We start from the raw sequence: 23714 nt of genomic DNA, 5'->3' as shown, positions 1-23714 counted from the left end.
CCTTGGAGCGATTCCGATGCGGACAGTCCTGGCAGGCGCAGCCTCGCTGCTTCTTACACTCGGCATTGTCACCGCGGGCCATGCCGGTTCCCGCGTCGAGCAGATCCTCGATCGCTACGAAAATGCCAATCGTTGGCGCGACCACGTCATGGTTGTGGCCCATCGCGGCGGCGGGCTGGAGGCCGGCAAGACGCGCTATCCCGAAAACTCCATGGCTTCGATCCGCGGCGTCATCTCCTCGGGCGCCGAAATGGTCGAGATCGATATACGCCGTTCGAAGGACGGCGAGTTGATCGTCATGCATGACAGCTGGCTCGACCGGACCACCAATTGCAAGGGCGAGGTCATTGCCCGCACGATGGACGAACTCAGGCACTGCCGGCTCGTCGTCGAAGGCACCGGCACCGTCACCGCCGAGTCGGTGCCGACACTGCGGGAAATGCTCGAGGCCACCGAGGGCAAGATCCTGGTCAATCTCGACAACAAACTGGAAACTGCCGACCTCGCCGACATGGTGGCGCTGGCGCGCGCCATGGGCATGGAAGAACAGGTCGTGGTCAAGGCAAACCTCTGGAGCGCCGAACGCGTGACTTCGGTCAAGCAAACCATGAGTCAGGTCGGCAGCGGGTTCCAGTTCATGCCGATCATCGCCGACGACGCGGTGCGCGACGCCGGCTTCATCGCGGCGGCGGGGAGGGCATTCTCGGCGCGGGCGGTGGAAATGATCACCTGGCGCGGCGAAGCCGAAGAGATGACTGCGTCAGGCGGGCCGCTGTTTTCGGCCAAGGTGAAGGCCGCGGCCATCCGCGACAACTGGCACATCTGGGTTGACACCCATGCCATCGTCAACAAGCCCGGCGGTTTTCTCTCCGGCGGGCGCGGTGACGAACTGGCTGTGGCAGCAGGTTTTCCCAACGAGGTATTCGGCTTCTGGGCCGAACGCGGCGCCACCATGATCCAGACCGACGAACCAAGTGCCGCGATCGAGTGGCTGTCGGCCAACGGCTATCGCGTGCCTTATGTCGATACTGATGAATCGGTGGCAGCTGCAATGGGCGAGGAGCAAGTATCTGCGCCGACCAACTGATAGGAGCGATGGGTGACGACGGGCACTGCCAGCTAGTACTCGCTGGACTTCCGGAGAGCCTTGCGCCGGTCCTTGAGCGAATATTTCGAGCCGCCCTCCTTTAGCATCTTTCGGCCCAGCTTCTTGCAGTGGTTGTCGGCCTTCTTGGCGGCCTTCCTTGCATCGGCACCCTTCTCCAGCGCCTTTTCATTGGCCCGCATCCAGCAGGTGTCGAACTGCGACGACCATTTCAGGAACTTGTTGGTGGCGGCGTCCACCGTTGTGGCGGGGGCGGCGAAGGTCACTGCGACTGCCAATGCGAGCATGCGGACCATTGAGATCTCTCCAGTCGGACTGTCGGCATCTACGCAGGGATCATACGTCAGCCATGGCCCAACGGCATGCAAAAAGAAAAGGCCGCCCGAAGGCGGCCTTTCCGAAACTGCAGGTTCGAGACGCTTAGCGCTTCGAGAACTGGAAGCTACGACGGGCCTTGGCCTTACCGTACTTCTTACGCTCGACGATACGGCTGTCGCGGGTCAGGAAGCCGCCCTTCTTGAGCACGCCGCGCAGCGTCGGCTCGTAGTAGGTCAGCGCCTTGGAGATGCCGTGACGAACGGCACCGGCCTGGCCCGACAGACCGCCACCGACGACGGTGGCGATGATGTCGTACTGACCGACGCGGTTTGCCGCGACGATCGGCTGGTTCAGGATCATCTGCAGCACGGGGCGGGCGAAGTAGGCCGCGAATTCCTTGCCGTTGACGACGATCTTGCCGGAGCCGGGCTTCACCCAGACGCGGGCGATGGCGTCCTTGCGCTTGCCGGTGGCATAGGCGCGGCCGCTCTTGTCGAGCTTCTGGACGTGGACCGGAGCTGCCGGCTGTGCGGCGACAGCGACGGTGCCGAGTTCTGCGAGCGAGCTGAGATCAGCCATGATTACGACGCCTTCTTGTTCTTGGCGTTCAGCGCGCCGACGTCGAGCGTCACGGGCTGCTGAGCGACATGCGGATGATCGGCGCCTGCATAGACGCGAAGGTTCTTCATCTGGCGACGGCCGAGCGGACCACGCGGGATCATGCGCTCAACTGCCTTCTCGAGAACGCGCTCGGGGAAACGGCCTTCGAGCAGCTGGCGCGCGGTGCGCTCCTTGATGCCGCCGGGGTGGCCGGTGTGCCAGTAATACACCTTGTCGGTGAACTTCTTGCCGGTGAACACGACCTTGTCGGCGTTGATGATGATGACATTGTCACCGTCGTCGACGTGGGGCGTGAAGGTGGGCTTGTTTTTGCCGCGGAGGATGTTGGCGACGATAGTGGCGAGACGGCCGACGACGAGACCCTCGGCGTCGATCAGCACCCACTTCTTCACCACGTCCGCAGGCTTCTGCGAAAAGGTTGCCATGGTTACATGCTTTCGTTTGGGACCTTCCGGAGAAGGCGTTTCTTGTTGCTTTCATTGGCGAGAGACGCTGCCCGACGCCAATAACAAAACGGCGACCCGATGCGGGCCGCTGCTTTGGTTGGGCTTATAGGCGAGGGCGGCTAGCCCGTCAAGCGATTCGGACCGGGTGTTGTCCTGTAAAATGAAGCAAAAACAATAAGATAAGGTAGAGGTATTATTTTACCTCACCATTTTGCCGCTTCGGCGGGATCGAATAGGTGCCGGTTGCGTGCGCCACGGTGTGCTGTTCCGGGCCGGCGACGATGTCGATATCGAACACCATCAGGCTCTTGCCCAGCTTCAGGATGCGGCAGTGGCCGTCGATCGGGCCGGCTTCAGCCTTGCGCATGAAATTGATGTTGAGATTGGTCGTTACCGACAGCGCGTCCGGCCCGGCATGGCTGAGCACGCAGACATAGCCACCGATGTCGGCGAGCGTGAACAGCGACGGCCCCGACACTGTTCCACCGGGTCGGAGGTGGCGCTCATCGGCGTTGAGCCGCACGGTGCAACCGCCTGGGGAGACCTCCGTGACCTGGTAGAAATCGTGGTGTTCGTTCAGCTGCGGGTAGACCTGTCTCAACAGGCCGTTGACCTCGCTTGCCGTCATGATCGGCGCCAATCCGTGCTGCTCGGGCATTAACTCTCCCCATTGGGTTTCCGGAGCCTTGCCCCGCATCATCCGCCACTTGCGAACCTTTGCGTTCCAAACCGAGACATAGTTGGGAACTAAAACTTGAGTGCAAGCGTATATGGCTCAAATTTGATGCTGGCGATTCTCCTTTCGCCGCATTGAATCAGTCAGGGGACACTATGGCAGAAATCGTCGCCATCAAGCGCAGCACACCGGAAGGTCCGGTTTGGTCCAGTCTCGAGAAAGGCGTGCTGCGCATTGTGCTCGCCAATCCGCCGGCCAACGCCCTGTCGATCGAGACGATGGCCGCGTTGCAGGCGCAACTGGACGGCGCGAGGGACGACAAGGCCGTGCGCGTCATTCTGCTTGCAGCGCAGGGCAAGGTCTTCTGCGCTGGTCACGACCTCAAGGAGATGACGGCGCACAGGAGCGATGCCGACCGCGGCCGTGCCTTCTTCGAGCTCACCATGTCGCGCTGTTCGGCACTGATGCAGTCGATCGTGCGCCACCCCAAGCCTGTCATCGCCGAAGTCGATGGCCTGGCGACCGCGGCCGGCCTGCAACTGGTCGCCAGCTGCGACCTCGCTATCGCCACCGATCAGGCTGCCTTCTGCACGCCGGGCATCAATATCGGCCTGTTCTGCTCCACCCCGATGGTGGCGCTGTCGCGCAACGTCTCGCGTAAGCAGGCGATGGAGATGCTGCTGACCGGCGAGACGATCGACGCCACGACCGCGCGCGACTTCGGCCTGGTCAACCGCGTCGTGCCCCGCGAATACCTGAATCATATTGTCGGCAAGTACGCCCAAACCATTGTTTCGAAATCGTCTTCGACACTGAAGATCGGCAAGGAGGCGTTCTACGCCCAGGCCGAGATGGGGCTGGTCGAAGCCTATGATCATGCCGCACGGGTGATGGTCGAGAACATGCTGGCAAGCGACGCCGAGGAGGGCATCGGTGCGTTCCTCGACAAGCGCCAGCCGGAGTGGAAGGGAGAATAGGCGTGGAACCGCGGATTTCTCTCGTGACCCTGGGGGTCGACGATCTCGACCGTGCCGTGCGCTTCTATGAGGCGATGGGGCTCAAGCGCAATCAATCGATCACCGAAGGCGTCGCCTTCTTCCAGATGGGTGGCCTGGTGCTGGGCCTTTGGGGGCGCGAGCACCTTTCGTCCGATGCGGGCATTGCCGGCGGCAAGGGCGGCTTTTCCGGCGTCTCGCTGGCCTACAACACGCGCACCGAAGCCGAAGTGGATGAAATTCTCGCGGCTGCCGAACGGTCCGGCGGCCACATCGTCAAACAGGCACAACGTGCCTTCTGGGGCGGCTGGTACGGCTATTTTGCCGACACCGAAGGCCACCTCTGGGAAGTCGCCCACAATCCCGATTTCCCCATCGCCGAGGATGGCAGCATCTCGCTGCCGTGAGGCTCCACATCGCCGACCGGGTTTGCGGCGACTGCCGAAAGGCGGTATCCGGAACCGTCGAACGAGGACGGCCATGAACCACGACGCCTACGATGATGCCTATTTCGCCGGCATCCTGAATTCGGTCAGGACCATCGCCGTCGTCGGTGCTTCGGCCAACGACGTACGACCGAGCTTTTTCGTCACCAAATATCTCATCGCCAAGGGCTACGAGGTCTTCCCGGTCAACCCGGGCCATGCCGGCAAGGAAATCCTCGGTCGGATGACCTATGCCAGCCTTGCCGACATCCCCGTTGCGGTCGATATGGTCGACGTCTTCCGGGCGTCGAGCGCCGTGCCTGCCATCGTCGACGAAGTGCTCAAGCTCGATCCGCTGCCCAAGGTTGTCTGGATGCAATTGACCGTGCGCCACGACGAAGCCGCCGCGCGCGCCGAAGCTGCCGGCATCAAGGTCGTCATGAACCGCTGCCCCAAGATCGAATACGCCAGGCTGGCAGGCGAGATCGGCTGGACCGGCGTCAATTCCGGCGTGATTTCGTCCAAGCGGCCGGTGATGCGGCAAGGCTTCCAGAGTTTCGGCATCCGCGCAAAGTAGATGGCCGAAGCCGTTGCTTTGCAGCGCCGATTGGAAATTTCGTCCGCGACAGCCGGTCAGCCGGAAATTTTCGTCTTTGCATTCCGGGGCCGGCTCCGCCAAAGATGTCAGCCGATTTGACGGACCTATTCTTTGGAGAGAACCATGTCCCAGCGTACCCCGGGCTTCAACACGCTTGCCGTCCACGCCGGCGCGAAACCCGATCCGGCCACTGGCGCGCGCGCCACGCCGATCTACCAGACCACCTCCTATGTCTTCGATGATGCCGACCACGCCGCTTCGCTGTTCGGGCTGAAGGCTTTCGGCAACATCTACACCCGCATCATGAACCCGACCCAGGCCGTGCTCGAAGAACGTATCGCGGCCCTTGAGGGCGGCACGGCCGCACTCGCCACCGCCTCGGGCCATGCGGCGCAGATGCTGGTGTTCCACAACCTGATGCGCCCGGGCGACAATTTCGTCGCCGCCAACAAGCTCTACGGCGGCTCGATCAACCAGTTCGGCCATGCCTTCAAGAATTTCGGCTGGGAAGTCCGTTGGGCCGACACCAACGATCTGTCCGGTTTCGAGAAGCAGATCGACGCCAAGACCAAGGCGATCTTCATCGAGAGCCTTGCCAATCCCGGCGGCACCTTCGTCGACATCGAGAAGGTGGCGGATATTGCCCGCAAGCACGGCCTGCCGCTGATCGTCGACAACACGCTGGCAAGCCCGTACCTGATCCGCCCGATCGAGCATGGCGCCGACATCGTCGTGCATTCGCTGACCAAGTTCATCGGCGGCCACGGCAATTCGATTGGCGGCGTCATCGTCGACGGTGGCACCTTCGACTGGTCGAAGTCGGGCAAGTATCCGATGCTGTCGGAGCCGCGCCCCGAATATGGCGGCGTCGTGCTGCACGAGACCTTCGGCAATTTCGCCTTCGCCATCGCCGCGCGCGTGCTGGGCCTGCGAGACCTCGGCCCGGCGATCTCGCCGTTCAACGCGTTCCTGATCCTCACCGGCCTCGAGACCCTGCCGCTGCGCATGCAGCGCCATTGCGACAACGCGCTGACGGTCGCCGGCTGGCTCTCCGACCACCCCAAGGTCGAGTGGGTGGCCTATCCCGGCCTCAAGAGCGACAAGAACCACGCGCTGATGAAGAAGTACTCGCCGCAGGGCGCGGGTGCCGTCTTCACTTTCGGCCTCAAGGGCGGCTACGAGGCCGGCGTCAAGTTCGTCGAGGGCCTCGAGCTGTTCTCGCACCTTGCCAACATCGGCGACACCAAGTCGCTGGTCATCCACCCGGCGTCCACCACCCACCGCCAGCTCTCCGATGAGCAGAAGGTGGCAGCGGGCGCCGGCCCTGACGTCGTCCGCCTGTCGGTCGGCATCGAGGATGTCAGCGACATCATCGCCGACCTCGAACAGGCGCTGGCCAAGGCCTGATCGACCGTGCAAAAATGGCCCCGGCCCCAGGCCGGGGCCATTTTGCATTCGGGGGTGGACTTGCCGAGATTTCTGAAAATCGGGACCGATGGCATCGAGCCGGAAGCCGGTGCTCCGGCGGAGGGCCGGCTGATCGCTGGCGACCCGAAATTCCGCACCTGGAACGCCGAGGAGGCCGAAGGCGGCCTTTACGCCGGCATCTGGGAATCGACCCCCGGAAAATGGCGTATCGAATATGACGAATGGGAGTTCTGCCACATCCTTTCGGGTGTCTCGGTGATCGCGGAGGAGGGCGGCGAGGCCCGCACCGTACGCGCCGGCGACAGTTTCGTGCTCAGGCCCGGCTTTAGGGGAAGCTGGGAAGTGCTTGAAACGACTCGGAAGGAATATGTGATCCGGGTCTGAGCGGTCAGGGCCGCCCTTCGTCAAACTTTGACGAAGCAGTTGCGAGTGCGTCGATCTCGCTCGCGCAAAGCAGCGGTTTCAACGCCTCGAATTTCTCCGCCGGCCATGCGTAGACCTTCAGTGCCAGCAGCCTGTCGACAACGGCCTGCGGAAAACGGGTCTTGATAGGCACAGCCGGATTGCCCGCGACGATCGTGTAGGGCGCCACGTCCTTGGTGACGATGGCGCCTGACGCGACGATCGCGCCTTCGCCAATGGTGATGCCGGGCATGATCATGGCACGCATGCCGATCCACGCGCCGTCGCCGATGGTGGTGTCACCCTTTCCGGCATAGGCGTCGACAATGAATTCGGCGAAGGGATAGAGGCTGAACCAGTCCGTCCGGTGCGTATGGTTGCCGCCGAGCAGGATCACCGCCTCTGCGCCGATGCAGACATAGTCGCCGATATCGAGCTGGTCGATCGGCCAAGCAGGCTCCCACGCCTTGAGGCTGTAGTCGTCGCCATAGAGGTAGCGCACCACGCTTTCTTCGAACGATCCCGTCCAGGCATTGCTGTAATAGCTATGCGTGCCGCGAACGCGGATGTTCGGATTCTTTACGGTCTCGTGCAGGTACTCGACCTTGGACCAGTGTTTGTTGGTTTGGGTGGGATCATTCATCGCGTGCATTCCATTTGGTTCGAATTAGCCGGCCTTCGTGGCCGTGACATGAAGCCAGTCCGTCGGCAGGCCGTCATAGCCGCCTCCGGTTTCTTGGCCGATTTCCAGGGCGCTCCAGCTGCCGGCGCCATAGGCCTGTTCCAGCCATTCGGCAGACGGGTAGTTGTAGTACCTGCCGAAGCGATCCCGTCCTTCGGCTTCGCCGGCCTTGAAGCTGGCATAGAATACGCCGCCCGGCTTGAGCGCTGCATGCACTTGACCAACAATCGATGGCAGTTGCGCGCGCGGCACATGCAGCAGGCAGGCATTGGCCCAAACACCGTCGTAGCTTTCGTTCTCGTCGATGTCCTCGAAAAGCAGCAGCTTGACCGGGCGTCCCAGGCGTTTCGCGGCAGCAGCGGCGATCTCGGGGGTGGCGTCGGTCGGTACAACGTCGAAACCGCCCGCCAGCATCGCTTCGCTGTCCTGACCAGCGCCGCAGCCGAGTTCGAGCACACGGCTACCCCTCAGCAGGCGCGCCATGAAGGTGCTGAGGTGATGCACGCTCGCCGGTTGGCCCCGCGTCGTATAAGCTTCCGCCTCGTTCGCGTAGAACTTGATCGTCTCGTGGTCCTTGGCTTCCGTCACGGGCTTTGCTCTCCAAGACGCGTGCAGCGCCTTGATGTCGCCGGCGCAGGGCAGGGGCACCGAGTGCCATAAATCGGTCGATGGCTTCAATATCGCCGTGGCTGCGGCAAGTTCCAGTGCCGAGCATTGAGCCAGCCGTCGCAGCGAAAGTTAGCGATAGCTGAAATCATGCGTGTTCAGCGGCCTTGCGCAATGATGACACGGCATCCTATTTACAGGGCAAAGCCTCTGAACCGATTCTGCCCGTCCGGCGCTGGAATCCCATCTCGATAAAGGGATAGTCGATGAAGAACCCCGTCGAAACATACATGAACCTCGTTCCGATGGTGGTCGAGCAGACCAACCGAGGCGAGCGCGCCTACGATATCTTCTCGCGGCTCCTCAAGGAGCGCATCATCTTCATCACCGGCCCGGTCGAAGACGGCATGGCGACGCTCGTCTGCGCCCAGTTGCTGTTCCTCGAAGCCGAGAACCCGAAGAAAGAGATCAGTCTCTACATCAACTCGCCAGGCGGTGTGGTGACTTCGGGCATGGCGATCTACGACACCATGCAGTTCATCAGGCCCGCGGTTTCGACGCTGTGCATCGGCCAGGCCGCGTCGATGGGTTCGCTGCTGCTCTGCGCCGGTCACAAGGACATGCGTTTTGCCACGCCGAACGCGCGCATCATGGTGCACCAGCCCTCGGGTGGCTTCCAGGGCCAGGCCTCGGATATCGAGCGCCACGCCCAGGACATCATCAAGCTTAAGCGCCGTCTCAACGAGGTCTATGTCAAGCACACCGGCAAGGACTACGAGACCATTGAAAAGACGCTCGACCGCGACCATTTCATGACTGCGGACGAGGCACGCGACTTCGGTCTGATCGACAAGGTCATCGACAGCCGTGAAGCCGTTGAGGGTGCCACCGCTTCGTGATTGGACGCTGCGACCTGCCTACGAGGTCACATCTCGCATTTTTGAGATGCCCTGCGGCATTTCGGACACATTTTGCTGTTCCCTCGGCGAAAGCGGCGGCCTACGTTAAGGCTGCGTTGAGCTTCGACGGCTTAGCGTTGTTCAAGGGTGCCGCGACTCGTTGCAGCGACTTCTGGAATGTGAGTTGTACGGAGCTCGTTGCGGCGGCCAGGGACTGGCGGTGGCGGTGTCCGGCGTTAGATTGCATATGCGCTCATCAGCCAGACCAACGGCCGGGCGGCAGTGAAAGGACTTGGACAAGATGAGCAAGGTCAGCAACGGCGGCGACTCCAAGAACACGCTCTATTGCTCGTTCTGCGGCAAGAGCCAGCATGAGGTACGCAAACTCATCGCCGGCCCGACCGTCTTCATCTGCGACGAGTGCGTCGAACTGTGCATGGACATCATCCGCGAGGAGAACAAGACCTCGATGGTGAAGTCGCGCGAGGGCGTGCCGACACCGCAGGAAATCCTCAAGGTTCTGGACGACTACGTCATCGGTCAGCCCTACGCCAAGCGCGTGCTGTCGGTGGCCGTCCACAACCACTACAAGCGCCTGGCGCATGCCGGCAAGAACAACGACGTCGAGTTGGCGAAGTCGAACATCCTGCTGATTGGCCCGACCGGCTGCGGCAAGACCCTGCTCGCCCAGACGCTGGCCCGCATCATCGACGTGCCGTTCACCATGGCCGATGCGACGACGCTGACCGAGGCCGGTTATGTCGGCGAGGACGTCGAGAACATCATCCTCAAGCTGCTGCAGTCGGCCGACTACAACGTTGAGCGTGCCCAGCGCGGCATCGTCTACATCGACGAAATCGACAAGATCTCGCGCAAGTCCGACAACCCGTCGATCACCCGCGACGTCTCGGGCGAAGGCGTGCAGCAGGCACTGCTCAAGATCATGGAAGGCACTGTCGCTTCCGTGCCGCCGCAAGGTGGCCGCAAGCACCCGCAGCAGGAGTTCCTGCAGGTCGACACCGCCAACATCCTGTTCATCTGCGGCGGCGCTTTTGCCGGCCTCGACAGGATCATTTCGGATCGTGGCCGCAAGACCTCGATCGGCTTCAGCGCCACGGTTGCCTCGCCCGAAGATCGCCGTACCGGCGACCTGTTCCGCCAGGTCGAGCCTGAGGATCTGCTGAAGTTCGGCCTGATCCCCGAGTTCGTCGGCCGTCTGCCGGTTCTGGCGACGCTTGAGGATCTCGACGAGCCGGCGCTGATCCAGATCCTGACCGAGCCGAAGAACGCGTTGGTCAAGCAGTACCAGCGCCTGTTCGAGATGGAAAACGTCGACCTGACCTTCCACGAGAACGCGCTGTCGGCGATCGCCAAGCGCGCCATCGAGCGCAAGACCGGCGCACGCGGACTGCGTTCGATCATGGAAGCGATCCTGCTCGACACGATGTTCGAACTTCCGGCCCTCGAAGGCGTCCAGGAAGTGGTGATTTCGGATGAGGTGGTGACCGGCAGCGCCCGGCCGCTCTACATCTATTCCGAGCAGAAGGAAAAGAAGGGCAACGTCAGCGCCTGAGGCCTGGCCGTTTCCCTATCAACCGCTCCAGCGAACGGCGCCCCAGCGGCGCCGTTCGGCATTTGGAACTCCGCCGATCCCGGCCCCCTACACTGCAGCGTGTTTGGCCTTGATGTTTACCCGGCGAAACTCCAACTAACGGAGAAGAGGCGATGGGTTGGCTTTCGTGCTGTAATGCCGCGCGGTAATCGGCGGTAGGCGGAACCGTCCATGGTCGTTAATATGAGATTCGCGGTTGGCCCTGCGCGGCCGCGATATGAAAGGTTGGACAATGGCCAAAATCTCCCGCTCTTCCAGCGAAGGAACCTTCGCAGTCCTGCCGTTGCGCGACATTGTCGTGTTCCCGCACATGATCGTCCCGCTTTTCGTGGGGCGTGAAAAGTCGATCAAGGCCCTGGAAGAGGTGATGGGTCAGGAAAAGCAGATCCTGCTTGCGACCCAGATGAATGCCGCCGACGACGATCCCGAGCCTGATGCCATCTACGACATCGGCACGCTCGCCAATGTGCTGCAGCTGCTGAAGCTGCCGGACGGCACCGTCAAGGTGCTGGTCGAAGGCACGACGCGCGCCAAGATCCAGTCCTTCACCGACAAGCCCGATTTCCACGAGGCCCACGCTCTCATCCTGAGCGAGCCCGAAGAGGAAGAGGTCGAGGTCGAGGCACTGTCCCGCTCGGTGGTTTCCGACTTCGAGAACTACGTCAAGCTGAACAAGAAGATTTCGCCCGAAGTGGTTGGTGCTGCCAGCCAGATCGAGGACTATTCCAAGCTCGCCGATACGGTGGCCTCGCATCTCGCAATCAAGATCACCGAGAAGCAGGAGATGCTCGGCACGCTGTCCGTCAAGGAGCGGCTCGAGAAGGCGATGGGCTTCATGGAAGCCGAGATCTCCGTCCTGCAGGTTGAGAAGCGCATCCGCAGCCGCGTCAAGCGGCAGATGGAGAAGACCCAGCGCGAGTACTACCTCAACGAGCAGATGAAGGCGATCCAGAAGGAACTCGGCGAAGGCGAGGACGGCCGCGACGAGGCCGCCGAGATCGAGGCCCGCATCAAGAAGACGAAGCTGACCAAGGAGGCCCGCGAAAAGGCGGAGGCCGAGCTGAAGAAGCTGCGTTCGATGTCGCCGATGTCGGCCGAAGCCACCGTCGTGCGGAACTACCTCGACTGGATCCTGTCGATCCCGTGGGGCAAGAACTCCAAGGTCAAGCAGGACCTCAACTTTTCCCAGGAGGTGCTCGACACCGACCACTACGGCCTCGACAAGGTCAAGGACCGCATCGTCGAGTATCTCGCGGTGCAGAGCCGCCAGAAGAAGCTGAAGGGGCCGATCCTGTGCCTCGTCGGCCCTCCCGGCGTCGGCAAGACCTCGCTCGGCAAGTCGATCGCCAAGGCGACCGGCCGCGAATTCGTGCGCATGGCGCTTGGCGGCGTGCGTGACGAGGCCGAGATCCGCGGTCACCGCCGCACCTATATCGGCTCGATGCCCGGCAAGGTCATCCAGTCGATGAAGAAGGCCAAGAAGTCGAACCCGCTCTTCCTGCTCGACGAGATCGACAAGATGGGCCAGGACTTCCGCGGCGATCCTTCGTCGGCGCTGCTTGAGGTCCTCGATCCGGAACAGAACGCAACGTTCATGGACCATTATCTGGAGGTCGAATACGACCTTTCGAGCGTGATGTTCGTGACGACGGCGAATACGCTGAACATTCCTGCGCCCCTGATGGACCGCATGGAGATCATCCGTATCGCCGGCTACACCGAGGACGAGAAGGTCGAGATCGCCAAGCGGCACCTGATGTCCAAGGTGGTTCGCGATCATGCGCTCCAGCCCAAGGAATTCTCGGTTTCCGAGGATGCTATCCGCGGCATCATCCAGACCTATACGCGGGAAGCCGGTGTCCGCAGCCTCGAGCGCGAGCTGATGAAGCTCGGGCGCAAGGCGGTTACCGAGATCATCAAGACCAAGAAGAAGTCGGTGAAGGTCACCGCCGCCAACTTGGACGAGTATCTCGGCGTGCCACGCTACCGCTTCGGACAGGTCGAGGCCGACGATCAGGTTGGCGTCGTCACCGGTCTGGCCTGGACCGAGGTCGGCGGCGAACTGCTGACGATCGAAGGCGTGATGATGCCCGGCAAGGGGCGCATGACCGTTACCGGCAATCTGCGCGACGTCATGAAGGAGTCGATTTCGGCGGCGGCATCTTATGTTCGCAGCCGGGCCATCGATTTCGGCATCGAGCCGCCGCTGTTCGACAAGCGCGACATCCATGTGCACGTGCCGGAAGGTGCGACGCCCAAGGACGGCCCCTCGGCCGGCGTTGGCATGGCGACGGCTATCGTGTCGATAATGACCGGTATCCCGGTCAAGGCGGATGTGGCGATGACTGGCGAGATCACGCTGCGTGGTCGCGTGCTGCCGATCGGCGGCCTCAAGGAGAAGCTGCTTGCAGCGCTTCGCGGCGGCATCAAGAAGGTGCTGATCCCGGAAGAGAACGCCAAGGATTTGGCGGACATTCCGGAAAACGTGAAGAGCGGCATGGAGATCATCCCGGTCAGCCGCATGGGCGAGGTGATCAAGCATGCCCTCGTGCGCCAGCCGGAGCCGATCGAATGGACCGAGCCAGTCGACGTTCCCGCGGCCAAGACGGATGCGGGCGACGATGCCGGCAAGGGCTTTGCTCATTAAGCTGCATCTAAAGTTGCACAGAAAACAAAAAAGCCGGGCTCGCGCCCGGCTTTTTCATGTGAAAAAGCGCGGAATTCCGGGCTTTGTGAGCCTTTTCGACTTGGTTGTGCCAAAGCTTCTTTCTAAAGTCCGTGTCCTACCGGCTGAGTCTATGTCCCGGTTTTCTCATGGAAGGGAATTTGAATGAACAAGAACGAACTAGTGTCCGCCGTCGCTGAGGCTGCCAAGCTGTCCAAGGGCGATGCGCAGTCCGCCGTTGATGCAGTGTTCTCCGTCATCACCGGCGAACTGAAGGGTGGCGGCGATGTCCGGCTTGTCGGTTTCGGAAATTTCACCGTGTCAAAACGTGCGGAGTCCACCGGCCGCAACCCGCAGACCGGCGCGGAAGTGAAGATCCCGGCCCGTACGGTGCCGAAGTTCTCGGCTGGCAAAGGCCTCAAGGACGCGGTCAACTGATCGCTTTCTTGCCGACGCAATGACTGAAAAGCCGGGCTCGCCCGGCTTTTCTTTTGCCTGCGAGTGCGGACGATCAGTAGATCTCGGTCTTCGACCGGCTGATGAAGAAGCCGTGGCCGTCCTTGCGGGTGCAGCTCAGCCCGGCCTTGGTCGCCTCGCAGCTGAATGGCCCCTTCTTCCAGCTGTTGCCGTATTCGAGCGTGTGCGAGCCGTCGCAGCAGCCGGTGTCGCCGACATTCTGGTAGCGCTTGGCCTTGCCGGCCTTGCCGAGGATGAAACGCTGATAGGTCGGCTCAATGCGGTCGCAGCCGAGTTCGGGGCCGCCATCCTCGGGCATGTAGACGTCTGAGCCGCCTGCCGGCGTGTACTGGCAGCCGACATTGCCTGAGGGCATGTTGAAATAGATCACTCCGCCATCGGTCGGGAAAGACTGTTCCGCCGCACTGGTATCGACGGAGATCAAGGCGGCCACAGCCAAGAGCAAAGAACGCACAGTCCCCTCCAACGCCAATTCAGGCTGCTGGTTGGGACGATATCACCCGCGCCCGGCGGCTGAATAGTATGCCGGCCCGTACCTGAAGCTGGTGAAGCGAGCAGGGCAGCTCAACAAAAAGGGCCGCTGCAGCGGCCCTTTCGTCATGCTCCAAGGCAGGTTAGGCTCAGGTCTTGACCACGAACACCTCGCGCGGCAGATCGGACAGGACCTCGGCACGGTTGCCGCGCAGGATGACGATCTCCTCGAGGCGAAGGCCGAACCGGCCCTGCAGGTAGATGCCGGGTTCGATCGAGAAGACGTTGCCTTCGCGAAGGATCGTTTCCGACGTGCCGGTGATGTAGGGCGGCTCGTGAATGTCGATGCCAAGGCCGTGCCCGGTCCGGTGCAGGAAGAAATCGCCATAGCCGGCAGCCGTGATGACGTCGCGTGCGGCCTTGTCGACTTCCTTGGCGGCGACGCCTGGCTTGGCGACGGCGATCGCTGCCTGGACTGCGCGTTCGAGCACGCCATGCACTTCGTCAAAACCTTCGGGCTTGTCGCCGAACACGCCGATGCGGGTCATGTCGGAGGGATATCCGTCCTTGCGGCCGCCGATGTCGATCAGCACGGCCTCGTTCGCCCTGAGCTTGCGATCGCCGGTATGATGATGCGGGAAAGCGCCGTTCTCGCCGAAGCAGACGCTGACGAATTCTCCCGTGGCGCCGTTTGCCGCGTAGAAGTCGCGGATCGCCCGGGCGACTTCGAGCTCGGTCACGCCTTCTCTCAGCGCTGCGAAGCCGGCCTTCATGGCACCGTCGTTGAGGACGGCATTCATCTTCAGCAGCGCGTACTCCGCCTCGTCTTTCTGGCCGCGCAGGAAGCTTACCGTATCGGTGAGGAAGCCGCGGGCAGCACCGGGCAGGGCGTCGATGACCAGCAGTGCGAAATCGGCGCGCATGGTCTCGTCGAGTGCGATCTTGAGGCTGTCGCGGTTGGCGCCGCAATCCTTGAGAAGCTTGGCGAGCGCGGCACCGGGACCGTCCGCATCGGTCCAGGGATTGAAGGGCAGCTTGGTGAACGGGCGCTGGCTGTCGACATTGAGCGCCGGCATCAGGAAGCCGGCATGGTCCCTGGAGACGATCAGCAGCACGGGGCGTTCGTCGCCATGCGGCGACATGCCCGTGAGCCAGACAAGGTGCGAGGAGGGGCCGACGATCACAAGGTCGGTCCCGGTTTCAGCCATGCGTTCGCGCAACCGCGCCATCCGCTCTTCGTACATAGTCTCTTGCCTTTGGGATTTGGGGGAGGGATGGGACCGCCCGCAACGGGCGGTCCCGGAATTCAGGCCGTCAGGTCAGTTCTTCTTGACGAGGCGGTAGTAGACGAAGTCGGAGGTTGCGCCGTTGACGTAGCCTTCGACGTTCTTCGCACGCGCCACTTGGGTCGCCGCCTGGAACATGATGACGATCGGCGACTTCTCCTGCACTTTCTTCTGCAGGTCGACATACATCGCGCTGCGCTTGGCCTGGTCAGGCTCGGCGAGTGCTGCCTTGGTCGCCTTGTTCAGCTCTTCCGGCACAGCCCAGCCGTTCCGCCACGTGGTGGTCGACTGGTAGTGGTCGTCCGAGTTGTCCTCGTTGTAGGCGAACGCCTTGGCGTTGGAGTGTGGATCCATGAAGTCAGGGCCCCAGTACAGCAGCATCGCCTCGTGGGTGCGGGCGCGGTACTTGGTGATCACCTGCGAGCCGGTGCCCGGGATGATCTCGAAGTTGATGCCGGCTTCCGCGAAGCTTGCCTGCAGCGACTGCGCCATGTCGGTGAACGGGGTCGAGTTGATGACGTCGAGCGTGACGGTGATCGGCGTCTTGATGCCGGCATCGGCCAGGATCTGCTTGGCCTTGGCCGGATCGTAGGTGTAGGGCGTCTCATCGAGCGAGCCGGGGAAGCCCGACGGCCAGAAGGCCTGGTGGGTCTGCATCTGGCCCTTCAGGAAGGTATCGGTCATGCCCTTGTAGTTGACCAGGTAGCGCGCGGCATCCCACACGGCTTCCGGCTGCAGGGCCTCGTCCTTCTGGTTGAACGACAGGAAGTGCACGGCCGCCTGCGGATAGGTCTCGGTGATCAGCGTATCCTTGCCGGCGATTGTCGCGATCTGGTCCGACGTCAGGTTCTTGGCCATGTCTACGTCACCCGATTCCAGCAGCAGCTGCTGGGTCGCCGCTTCGGCGACGTGGCGGATGATGACGCCCTTGATCGCGGGTGCGCCGTTGAAATACTCGGCATTGGCCGTCAAGTTGATCAGTTCGCCCGGACGGAAGGTCTTTAGCACGAACGGGCCAGATCCTGCCGAATTGGACTTCAGCCAGCCATTGCCCATGTCGCCATTGGTCTCGTTGGCCTGCAGCGTGACCGCGTCGACCACCGAAGCGGGGCGGGCTGCGAGAACGTTGAGCACGAAGGCCGATGCGAAATCGCCCTCATACTTGACCACGACCTTGTTGCCGTCGGCCTTGACCATGGAATCGAAGTTTTCCGGCGTCCAGCCGAGCTGGGTCAGGATGAAGGCGGGCGCCTTGTTGAGCACGATGACGCGCTTCCACGAGTAGACCACGTCTTCGGCGCGCAGGGGATTGCCGGAGGTGAACTTGACGCCGTCGCGCAGCGTGAACGTGATGGTCTTGGAGGCGTCGTCGGCTGCCCATTCCTTGGCGAGGCCGGCGGCCAGCGTCTTGGTGTCGGCGGCGTCGTACTGGACGAGACGGTCATAGGTCTGGGCGACATATTCGCCCGACGAGAACTCGTAGGCCTCTGCCGGGTCGATGCTGACGATGTCGTCGATGTTCTGCGCCACCACGAGAATGTCGGCCGGCGTAGCGGCCAGGCTGATCGCCGGCGTCATCGGCATGGCCAGCGCCGCCGCAAGCAGCGCGGCTTTGAACAGTTTCATCATTTTCTCTCCTTTTTGGTTCCCGGTTTCTTTGTCTCGGCCCGTGAACCGCGCAGGGCCGGATGCTCCGTGCGCGACCTGAACATCGGCAAGGTGCCGGTCCAGAGCATGCGCGCGAATTTGTCGGTGTCGTTGGACCATGAATGCGGACGATTGCCGCGGAAATGCAGGCTGTCGCCGGCCGTAAGCACCATCTCGTCGTCCTCGAGGCGCTGAGTGATCGAGCCTTCGAGGATGAACAGGATTTCCTCGCCCTCGTGGCTGACCGTCTCGGAGCGATAGCCTGGCGGAACATTGAGGATGAAGGAGGACAACACATTGCCGGTAAAGTCGGCGGCGATACGCTCGTAGACGATCGACGATCCGTCGACCGAGAAGCGGTTGCGCTGGTCGGCGCGGGTCAGCCCGTCCTCCATCGACGGGGTGGCGATGAAATAATCCACAGCCACGTCGAGGCTGCGGGCGAGCTGGGCGAGGGTGCCTAGCGACGGGGTAGCATGGTCGCGTTCGACCTGGCTGAGATAACCGACGGAAATGCCCGCCGCATCGCACAATTCCTGCAATGTCAGCGACAGCTGGCGACGGCGTGCACGGATCAGCGCACCCACCTTTGGCTGGCTCGCCGTCGCGTTCTTGCTGGCCTCGGAGGACACGCTGAATTTTGCTCCCATCAAAATTTTTTTGATCTAAGCAAAATTATTTGTATAGTCCAAGTGGAATTTTGCTCGACAGACAACATCCGTGCCGCATTCGCAGCGCGGCCAATGTGGTAGGAACAGACACCGCGTGGCATCAGAAATCGACTCCGCCGCTCAGGCGCTTCCAACAGGGCCCGGCGGCTCGTCGCGCAATGCGCGGCACGCCTGGAAAACGCTGAAGGGCGTGCTTGGCGTCCTCGTCGCCGTCGCATTCACCTTCCTCGGCCTCCTGGCCATCACCTTCTTCATCGGCCGCGTCGTGCCGATCGATCCGGTGCTCGCCGTCGTCGGCGATAGGGCCCCGCGCGCCGTCTATGAGGCCGCGCGCATCGAGATGGGCCTCGACAAGCCGCTGATCGTGCAGTTCTTCCACTATGTCGGCAATGTCCTGACGGGCGACCTCGGTATTTCGGTGTCGACTGGCAAGCCCGTGGCCGAGGACCTGGCCCGCGTCTTCCCGGCGACCCTCGAGATGGCCACGCTCGGCATCATCATCGGCGTGCTTTTGGGCGTGCCGATGGGTGTCTATGCCGCCAGCCGCCAGGGCAGCCTCGTCGATCAGGTCATCCGAGTCGTCGGCTTGCTCGGCTATTCGGTGCCGGCCTTCTGGCTCGGCCTTGTCGGTCTCGCGCTGTTCTATGCCAAGTTGCAATGGGTTGGTGGCCCCGGCCGGCTCGACATCTTCTATGACGGCATGGTCGACCCGGTGACGGGCCTGATCCTCATCGACAGCCTGATTGCCGGTGAGACCGATATCTTCTTCAATGCGCTCTCGCACATCGCATTGCCGGCAGCCGTGCTCGGCTTCTTCAGCCTGGCATACATCGCCCGCATGACGCGTTCCTTCATGCTCGACCAGCTGGCGCAGGAATATGTCACCACCGCCCGCGTCAAGGGCGTGTCGGAGCGGCTGGTGCTGTGGCGCCATGCCTTCCGTCCGATCCTTGTGCCGCTGATCACCGTCATCGGCCTGTCCTATGCCGGTCTGCTCGAAGGGTCGGTGATGATCGAGACCGTCTTTTCCTGGCCCGGCATCGGCAATTACCTGACCACGGCGCTGCTCAACGCCGACATGAACGCCGTGCTCGGCTCGACGCTGGTCATCGGCGCGGTCTTCATCGGCATCAACAAGATTTCGGACGTGCTCTACCGCGTCCTCGACCCGAGGGCACGCTGATGGCGACGACACGTGACTGGCTTCTCGACGATTCGCCGTCCTCGCGCCTGCAGGCGCGTCTCGGCCGCAGCTACCGGCTGAGCCGCGCGCTGGCGCGCAACCCGTTGGCGATGGTCGGCGCGATCATCGTGCTGACGCTGATCCTGGTCGCGCTGTTCGCGCCGTGGATCGCCACGCATTCGCCCATCGGCCAGGATCTTGCCAACCGGCTCAAACCGCCGAGCGCCGAAAACTGGATGGGCACTGATGAGCTCGGCCGGGACATCTGGAGCCGTGTCGTTTATGGCGCGCGCATCACCCTGATGATCGTGGCGCTGGTGGCCGTTCTTGCCGCGCCCGTCGGCCTCGTCATCGGCGCCGTCGCCGGCTATTTCGGCGGCTGGACCGACCGCATCCTGATGGGCATCACCGATATCTTCCTGTCGATGCCGAAACTGATCCTGGCGCTGGCCTTCGTCGCGGCCCTCGGGCCTGGCATCCAGAACGCCATCATCGCCATCGCGATCGCCACCTGGCCCGGCTATGCCCGCATCGCCCGTGCCGAGACGTTGACCATTCGCAACTCGGAATTCGTCGCCGCGGTCGAGCTGCAGGGTGCCTCGTCCTTGCGCGTCATCGTCAACCACATCCTGCCGCTGTGCACCTCGTCGATGATCATTCGCGTCACGCTCGATATGGCAGGCATCATCCTGACCGCCGCCGGCCTCGGCTTCATTGGCCTCGGCGCGCAGCCGCCGTTGCCCGAATGGGGTGCGATGATCTCGCGCGGCCGTTCCTTCATCCTCGACCAGTGGTGGGTGGCGACCATGCCCGGCTTTGCCATTGTCATCGTCAGCCTCGGCTTCTGCTTCCTCGGAGACGGCCTGCGCGATGTGCTCGACCCCAAGCATGGAGACCGCCAATGAGCGCCTTGCTTGAAATCGAGAACCTGCGGGTCACCTTCCCGACCGCGCGGGGTCCGATCGACGTGGTCAAGGGCCTGTCGCTCACGCTCGGCCGCGAACGCCTCGGCATCGTCGGCGAAAGCGGCTCCGGCAAGTCCATGACCGGCCGCTCGATCCTGCGGCTGATCCGTGCGCCCGGCAAGGTCACCGCCGACAAGCTGCGCTTCGACGGCATTGACCTGCTCGCCCAATCGGAACGGCAGATGCGCTCTATCCGCGGCGCTCGCATTTCCATGGTCATGCAGGACCCGAAATTCTCGCTGAACCCTGTCATGACCATCGGCGACCAGATCGCCGAGGCGCTGCTGACCCACCAGAAGCTCGGCCGTGCCGATATCAGGGGCCGCACGCTCGCCATGCTGGAAGCCGTGCGCATCAACGACCCCGAGCGCGTGCTCGGCCTCTACCCGCACGAAGTGTCGGGCGGCATGGGCCAGCGCGTCATGATCGCCATGATGCTCATCCCCGAGCCGGACCTGCTCATTGCCGACGAGCCGACATCGGCCCTCGACGTCTCTGTCCAGGCGCAGGTGCTCGAGATCATCGACGACCTGGTCAAGCGCAAGGGCATGGGCCTGATCCTGATCAGCCACGACCTCGACCTGGTCTCGGCCTATTGCGACCGCATCCTGGTGATGCGCGGCGGCGAGGTGGTGGAGGAATGTGTCGCGGGCGAACTCCGCAATGCCAAGCATCCCTACACGCGCGGCCTGCTCGCCTCGATCCCGCGTCTCGACGAGGATCGCGAAGAGCTGCCTGTCCTGCAACGCGACGAGGCTTCGACATGAGCGCGCTGAAGATCGAAAACCTCGACATCTCCTACGGCGATTCGAAGGTCACTCACGGCATCGGTTTCGACGTTGCCGAGGGCGAGAGCTTCGCGCTCGTCGGCGAAAGCGGGTCTGGCAAGACCACCGTGCTCAAGGCCATTGCCGGCATGGCCAGGAGTTGGACCGGCTCCATCACCGCCTTCGGCCACGCCCGCACGCCGGGCATCGACCGCGGTTTCGTCAGGCAGTGCCAGATGGTGTTCCAGGATCCATACGGCTCGCTGCACCCGCGCAAGACTGTCGATGCGACGCTGAGCGAGCCCCTAGCCATCCACGGTGTCAGTGACAGCGGTGCGCGAGTCGACGAGGTGATGCAGTCGGTCGGCCTCGACCGGCGTTTCCGCTTCCGCTTCCCGCACCAGCTTTCGGGCGGCCAGCGCCAGCGCGTTGCTATTGCACGCGCCCTGATCCTCAAGCCCAAGCTGCTGTTGCTCGACGAGCCGACTTCGGCGCTCGACGTGTCGGTGCAGGCAGAAATCCTCAACCTGCTCAAGCGCTTGCGCCGTGAGCAGGGGCTGACCTACCTGATGGTCACCCACAATCTTCCCGTCGTTTCGTTCCTGTGCGATCGCTTGGCCGTCATGCGCCACGGCCGGGTCGTCGAGGTCGCCAGCGTCGACCAGCTCAAGCTTGGCGAACTGCAGGACGCATATTCGCGTGAACTGACCAGGTTCAGCGCGTCTCATCCCAAGACTTGAAATAGAGGTACATCATGACAGAGACCAAACTCGCCGAGGCGCTCGTCGCCTTCGATGCCGCCATTGCGACCATGACCGAAGTCGAGGGCGTGTGGAAGGCCCTGCAGGCGCTGGCCGATGTCGTCGTCGGCGCCAAGCTCTTCACGGTGATGAAGCTCGACTGGGCCAGCGAGCTTTCGAGCCGCACCTACACCAGCCACCCGGACACCTATCCGGTCTCCGGCACCAAGCCGATGAACCGCACCCACTGGTTCGACACGATCCACGTCCAGCGCAAGCCCTTCGTCGCCAACACCATCAAGGACATCGCCGACGTCTTCCCCGATCACGAGACGATCTGGTCGCTCGGCTGCGGCTCGGTGCTCAACTGGCCGGTCTTCGTCGGCGACACCATGCTCGGCACCGTCAACATGCTGCACGAGGAGCACTACTACACGCCCCAGCGCGTCGAGGCCGCCAAGCAGCTGTCCCTGGCCGCCAAGGCTGCCTTCCTCGCCGTCGAGCATCTGGAACGCCGCTAGGTCCTCCGATGCCGTCATGACCGCGGTGTATTGTCGGCGCTTCCCCGCGCCGGCAGCCTACTTCACGAGAGGATCTAGGAGCAGCCCTCTCTAGGGTCCCGCGAGGATTTCTGCGAGCGGGCTGCCGGGTGGCGGGTTGAACGTCGGCGCAATCGAGTTGTTGTACAGGTGGATCGCGTAGGTCCGTGGCGTCGTGACGTCCTTGATCGACAGCTCAGCGTCGAAGAGCAAGTCGGTCATCGCTTGATGGACAGGATAAAAGGCGTCCATCGGGAGCGCCTTGTCTGCCAACCCGTATTTCTTGATGAGAAAGGTGAGCAGTTGGGGGCCAGTCGTCCCCCATCGGGTCCGCCTGATGTCACGCCCAACCCCTAATTTCATGAGGCGATTGTAGGCCGCTTTCTTAATTGGCGACCACCACGGGGCGATGAAATGTCGACCGGAGGTGCACTGGACGAGGCTCTTGACGAGATCGCTGTCGGCTGGTGCTTTCAGCACCGCACAATTGATGACATCCTTCTTCTCCCACCCGAAAAGCCATTGTTGCTCGGGAAACGGCCGAACGCAGTAGACGTCGCAGTCGGCGTAGATGCCGAGCCCTGCCTCAAGCAGCCTGTAGCGGTAGATGTTTGCGGTCAGCGCCAGGCTCTTCTCGTGCTTGTAGGCCACGATCTCGCTCTGCGACAGCAACTGCGATGCGTCGAAGATCTCGACGCCATCGGGCGTGTCCTTGGGCGCGTCGAACGCGTGTAGCACCGTACGATGTCCATGTCGCCGAAAAGAGCGGATGCATGCGGCATGCAATGGACCGAGCTTCTCGCCGATCCAGATGAAATTGACGGTTTCGCCCATGGTGCCTTGCATTTGCTGGTCGGGGTCAAGCTGGCCGAACTGGAAGGCCTTCACGAGTACGAGTTGTTCCGACGACCGCCCGCACATGCCGTTGGTTGCATCCTTGCGGGAAATTCAGCCGCGCGGCAATAGAACGTCTCGCCGTGGGCGATGGTCCTCCTGGAGCCTCGGCGTCTGCTGCAAGCTCTAGTGGCTGCTCACCAGCGCGGGTATCGAAAGCCTCGCGCTGGTCTCGTCCAGGATGGAGAAGCTGTAGCGGCCGAACTGGTCGCGCTCGACCGAATAGGTCAGCCGGTCGGCGATGCGGTTGTCCTTGTCGAAGGTCAGCACGCGCGGCTTGAGCGTGGTGATCTCCCTCTCCGTCACATAGACCGAGTTGCAGATGATGATCTGATCACCGGCCTGGCAGGTACGGGCGGCGGCGCCATTGAGGATGCAGCAGCGCGAGCCGCGCTCGCCGAGGATCACGTAGGTCGAAATCCGCGCACCGGAACTCTTGTTCCAGATTTCGACGAACTCCATAGGCAGGATGCCGGCTTCCTCGCAATGGTCGGGGTCGAGGGTGATCGAGCCGTGATAGTTGAGGTTGGCTTCGGTGACGTGGATGCCGTGCAGCTTGCCGGCGACGATCTTGCGCATTCTTCCTCCTGCTAAGC

At 62.5% G+C, this 23714-nt stretch carries 27 protein-coding genes; 15 read left to right on the top strand and 12 right to left on the bottom strand.

Features of this window, described 5'->3' with window-relative positions; genetic code table 11:
• The first annotated feature begins 16 nt into the window (after window positions 1-16).
• The gene (locus tag O1Y97_RS18505) at window positions 17-1087 is read left to right on the top strand and encodes a glycerophosphodiester phosphodiesterase family protein (RefSeq protein ID WP_318761954.1); all 1071 of its coding nucleotides are present in this window, start codon (window positions 17-19) and stop codon (window positions 1085-1087) included.
• 32 nt (window positions 1088-1119) lie between these two features.
• Here O1Y97_RS18505 and O1Y97_RS18500 read toward each other — a convergent pair whose 3' ends face one another.
• The 4 genes from O1Y97_RS18500 to O1Y97_RS18485 form a co-directional block, all read right to left on the bottom strand.
• Entirely contained in the window at window positions 1120-1401 is a 282-nt protein-coding gene (locus O1Y97_RS18500) for a hypothetical protein (RefSeq protein WP_108608465.1), read from the bottom strand.
• Window positions 1402-1525: 124 nt separating this feature from the next.
• On the bottom strand, window positions 1526-2002 hold the full coding sequence (gene rpsI, locus O1Y97_RS18495; RefSeq protein ID WP_108608464.1) for a 30S ribosomal protein S9: 477 nt from the start codon (window positions 2000-2002) through the stop codon (window positions 1526-1528).
• A 2-nt stretch (window positions 2003-2004) separates the two neighbouring features.
• Entirely contained in the window at window positions 2005-2469 is a 465-nt protein-coding gene (rplM, locus tag O1Y97_RS18490) for a 50S ribosomal protein L13 (RefSeq protein ID WP_108608463.1), read from the bottom strand.
• A 214-nt stretch (window positions 2470-2683) separates the two neighbouring features.
• A complete protein-coding gene (locus tag O1Y97_RS18485; protein ID WP_318761953.1) occupies window positions 2684-3148 on the bottom strand; it encodes a PaaI family thioesterase in 465 nt (154 codons plus the stop codon).
• A gap of 173 nt (window positions 3149-3321) precedes the next feature.
• On the opposite strand from O1Y97_RS18485, the gene O1Y97_RS18480 reads away from it, so the two are divergent.
• The 5 genes from O1Y97_RS18480 to O1Y97_RS18460 all read left to right on the top strand — a co-directional run bounded on the left by O1Y97_RS18480 (window position 3322) and on the right by O1Y97_RS18460 (window position 6996).
• Entirely contained in the window at window positions 3322-4143 is an 822-nt protein-coding gene (locus O1Y97_RS18480; protein WP_108608461.1) for an enoyl-CoA hydratase, read from the top strand.
• A 2-nt stretch (window positions 4144-4145) separates the two neighbouring features.
• Window positions 4146-4568: a VOC family protein gene (locus O1Y97_RS18475; protein WP_318761952.1), complete on the top strand. Its 423-nt coding sequence runs from the start codon at window positions 4146-4148 to the stop codon at window positions 4566-4568.
• A gap of 73 nt (window positions 4569-4641) precedes the next feature.
• Window positions 4642-5163: a CoA-binding protein gene (locus tag O1Y97_RS18470; protein WP_318761951.1), complete on the top strand. Its 522-nt coding sequence runs from the start codon at window positions 4642-4644 to the stop codon at window positions 5161-5163.
• A gap of 144 nt (window positions 5164-5307) precedes the next feature.
• A complete protein-coding gene (locus O1Y97_RS18465; RefSeq protein ID WP_183261797.1) occupies window positions 5308-6591 on the top strand; it encodes an O-acetylhomoserine aminocarboxypropyltransferase in 1284 nt (427 codons plus the stop codon).
• A 60-nt stretch (window positions 6592-6651) separates the two neighbouring features.
• Window positions 6652-6996, top strand: a complete 345-nt coding sequence (locus O1Y97_RS18460) for a cupin domain-containing protein (protein WP_210307749.1) — start codon at window positions 6652-6654, stop codon at window positions 6994-6996.
• Window positions 6997-7000: 4 nt separating this feature from the next.
• Here the strand turns inward: O1Y97_RS18460 and O1Y97_RS18455 are convergent, their stop codons facing one another.
• Together O1Y97_RS18455 and O1Y97_RS18450 are read right to left on the bottom strand one after the other, a co-directional pair.
• Window positions 7001-7657, bottom strand: a complete 657-nt coding sequence (locus O1Y97_RS18455; protein ID WP_318761950.1) for a CatB-related O-acetyltransferase — start codon at window positions 7655-7657, stop codon at window positions 7001-7003.
• 24 nt (window positions 7658-7681) lie between these two features.
• A complete protein-coding gene (locus O1Y97_RS18450; protein WP_318764243.1) occupies window positions 7682-8284 on the bottom strand; it encodes a class I SAM-dependent methyltransferase in 603 nt (200 codons plus the stop codon).
• A gap of 284 nt (window positions 8285-8568) precedes the next feature.
• On the opposite strand from O1Y97_RS18450, the gene O1Y97_RS18445 reads away from it, so the two are divergent.
• The 4 genes from O1Y97_RS18445 (at window position 8569) to O1Y97_RS18430 (ending at window position 13916) form a co-directional block, all read left to right on the top strand.
• Window positions 8569-9201: an ATP-dependent Clp protease proteolytic subunit gene (locus O1Y97_RS18445; RefSeq protein ID WP_183261788.1), complete on the top strand. Its 633-nt coding sequence runs from the start codon at window positions 8569-8571 to the stop codon at window positions 9199-9201.
• A 301-nt stretch (window positions 9202-9502) separates the two neighbouring features.
• Window positions 9503-10774 (top strand): ATP-dependent Clp protease ATP-binding subunit ClpX, encoded by a 1272-nt coding sequence (gene clpX / locus O1Y97_RS18440; protein WP_108608454.1) that lies wholly within the window; start codon window positions 9503-9505, stop codon window positions 10772-10774.
• A gap of 271 nt (window positions 10775-11045) precedes the next feature.
• A complete protein-coding gene (lon, locus tag O1Y97_RS18435; RefSeq protein ID WP_108608453.1) occupies window positions 11046-13460 on the top strand; it encodes an endopeptidase La in 2415 nt (804 codons plus the stop codon).
• A gap of 183 nt (window positions 13461-13643) precedes the next feature.
• On the top strand, window positions 13644-13916 hold the full coding sequence (locus tag O1Y97_RS18430) for an HU family DNA-binding protein (RefSeq protein ID WP_055971339.1): 273 nt from the start codon (window positions 13644-13646) through the stop codon (window positions 13914-13916).
• A gap of 73 nt (window positions 13917-13989) precedes the next feature.
• Here O1Y97_RS18430 and O1Y97_RS18425 read toward each other — a convergent pair whose 3' ends face one another.
• The 4 genes from O1Y97_RS18425 to O1Y97_RS18410 form a co-directional block, all read right to left on the bottom strand.
• Entirely contained in the window at window positions 13990-14409 is a 420-nt protein-coding gene (locus O1Y97_RS18425; protein ID WP_318761949.1) for a DUF6636 domain-containing protein, read from the bottom strand.
• 166 nt (window positions 14410-14575) lie between these two features.
• Complete coding sequence (locus O1Y97_RS18420) at window positions 14576-15670, bottom strand: M24 family metallopeptidase (protein WP_318761948.1); 1095 nt, start codon at window positions 15668-15670, stop codon at window positions 14576-14578.
• Between the two features lie 75 nt (window positions 15671-15745).
• Window positions 15746-17338: an ABC transporter substrate-binding protein gene (locus tag O1Y97_RS18415; RefSeq protein WP_108608450.1), complete on the bottom strand. Its 1593-nt coding sequence runs from the start codon at window positions 17336-17338 to the stop codon at window positions 15746-15748.
• Entirely contained in the window at window positions 17338-17991 is a 654-nt protein-coding gene (locus O1Y97_RS18410) for a helix-turn-helix domain-containing protein (protein WP_404801198.1), read from the bottom strand. Before O1Y97_RS18410 ends, O1Y97_RS18415 begins: the two co-directional genes overlap by 1 nt.
• Before the next feature lie 229 nt (window positions 17992-18220).
• Here O1Y97_RS18410 and O1Y97_RS18405 point away from each other — a divergent pair, with 229 nt between their 5' ends.
• From O1Y97_RS18405 to O1Y97_RS18385, 5 genes are read left to right on the top strand one after another with little or no spacing between them, the layout of a single operon-like run.
• Window positions 18221-19213 (top strand): ABC transporter permease, encoded by a 993-nt coding sequence (locus tag O1Y97_RS18405; RefSeq protein WP_183262387.1) that lies wholly within the window; start codon window positions 18221-18223, stop codon window positions 19211-19213.
• A complete protein-coding gene (locus O1Y97_RS18400; RefSeq protein WP_183261782.1) occupies window positions 19213-20118 on the top strand; it encodes an ABC transporter permease in 906 nt (301 codons plus the stop codon). The genes O1Y97_RS18405 and O1Y97_RS18400 overlap by 1 nt, the downstream gene beginning before the upstream one ends.
• Window positions 20115-20945 carry an ABC transporter ATP-binding protein gene (locus O1Y97_RS18395; RefSeq protein WP_183261780.1) on the top strand — a complete coding sequence of 277 codons (831 nt, stop codon included), beginning with the start codon at window positions 20115-20117 and terminating at the stop codon, window positions 20943-20945. The genes O1Y97_RS18400 and O1Y97_RS18395 overlap by 4 nt, the downstream gene beginning before the upstream one ends.
• Window positions 20942-21685 (top strand): ABC transporter ATP-binding protein, encoded by a 744-nt coding sequence (locus O1Y97_RS18390; protein WP_318761947.1) that lies wholly within the window; start codon window positions 20942-20944, stop codon window positions 21683-21685. The genes O1Y97_RS18395 and O1Y97_RS18390 overlap by 4 nt, the downstream gene beginning before the upstream one ends.
• 14 nt (window positions 21686-21699) lie before the next feature.
• Window positions 21700-22206 carry a GAF domain-containing protein gene (locus O1Y97_RS18385; protein ID WP_318761946.1) on the top strand — a complete coding sequence of 169 codons (507 nt, stop codon included), beginning with the start codon at window positions 21700-21702 and terminating at the stop codon, window positions 22204-22206.
• A gap of 90 nt (window positions 22207-22296) precedes the next feature.
• Here the strand turns inward: O1Y97_RS18385 and O1Y97_RS18380 are convergent, their stop codons facing one another.
• Complete coding sequence (locus O1Y97_RS18380) at window positions 22297-23112, bottom strand: hypothetical protein (protein WP_318761945.1); 816 nt, start codon at window positions 23110-23112, stop codon at window positions 22297-22299.
• Between the two features lie 132 nt (window positions 23113-23244).
• Window positions 23245-23697, bottom strand: coding sequence for an aspartate 1-decarboxylase (gene panD / locus O1Y97_RS18375; protein ID WP_318761944.1), 453 nt, complete (start codon window positions 23695-23697; stop codon window positions 23245-23247).
• Between the last annotated feature and the right edge of the window lie 17 nt (window positions 23698-23714).

The organism is Aminobacter niigataensis (assembly GCF_946995915.1).
Lineage (GTDB): Bacteria > Pseudomonadota > Alphaproteobacteria > Rhizobiales > Rhizobiaceae > Aminobacter > Aminobacter niigataensis.
This window is presented reverse-complemented; position numbering and strand designations above follow the sequence as displayed.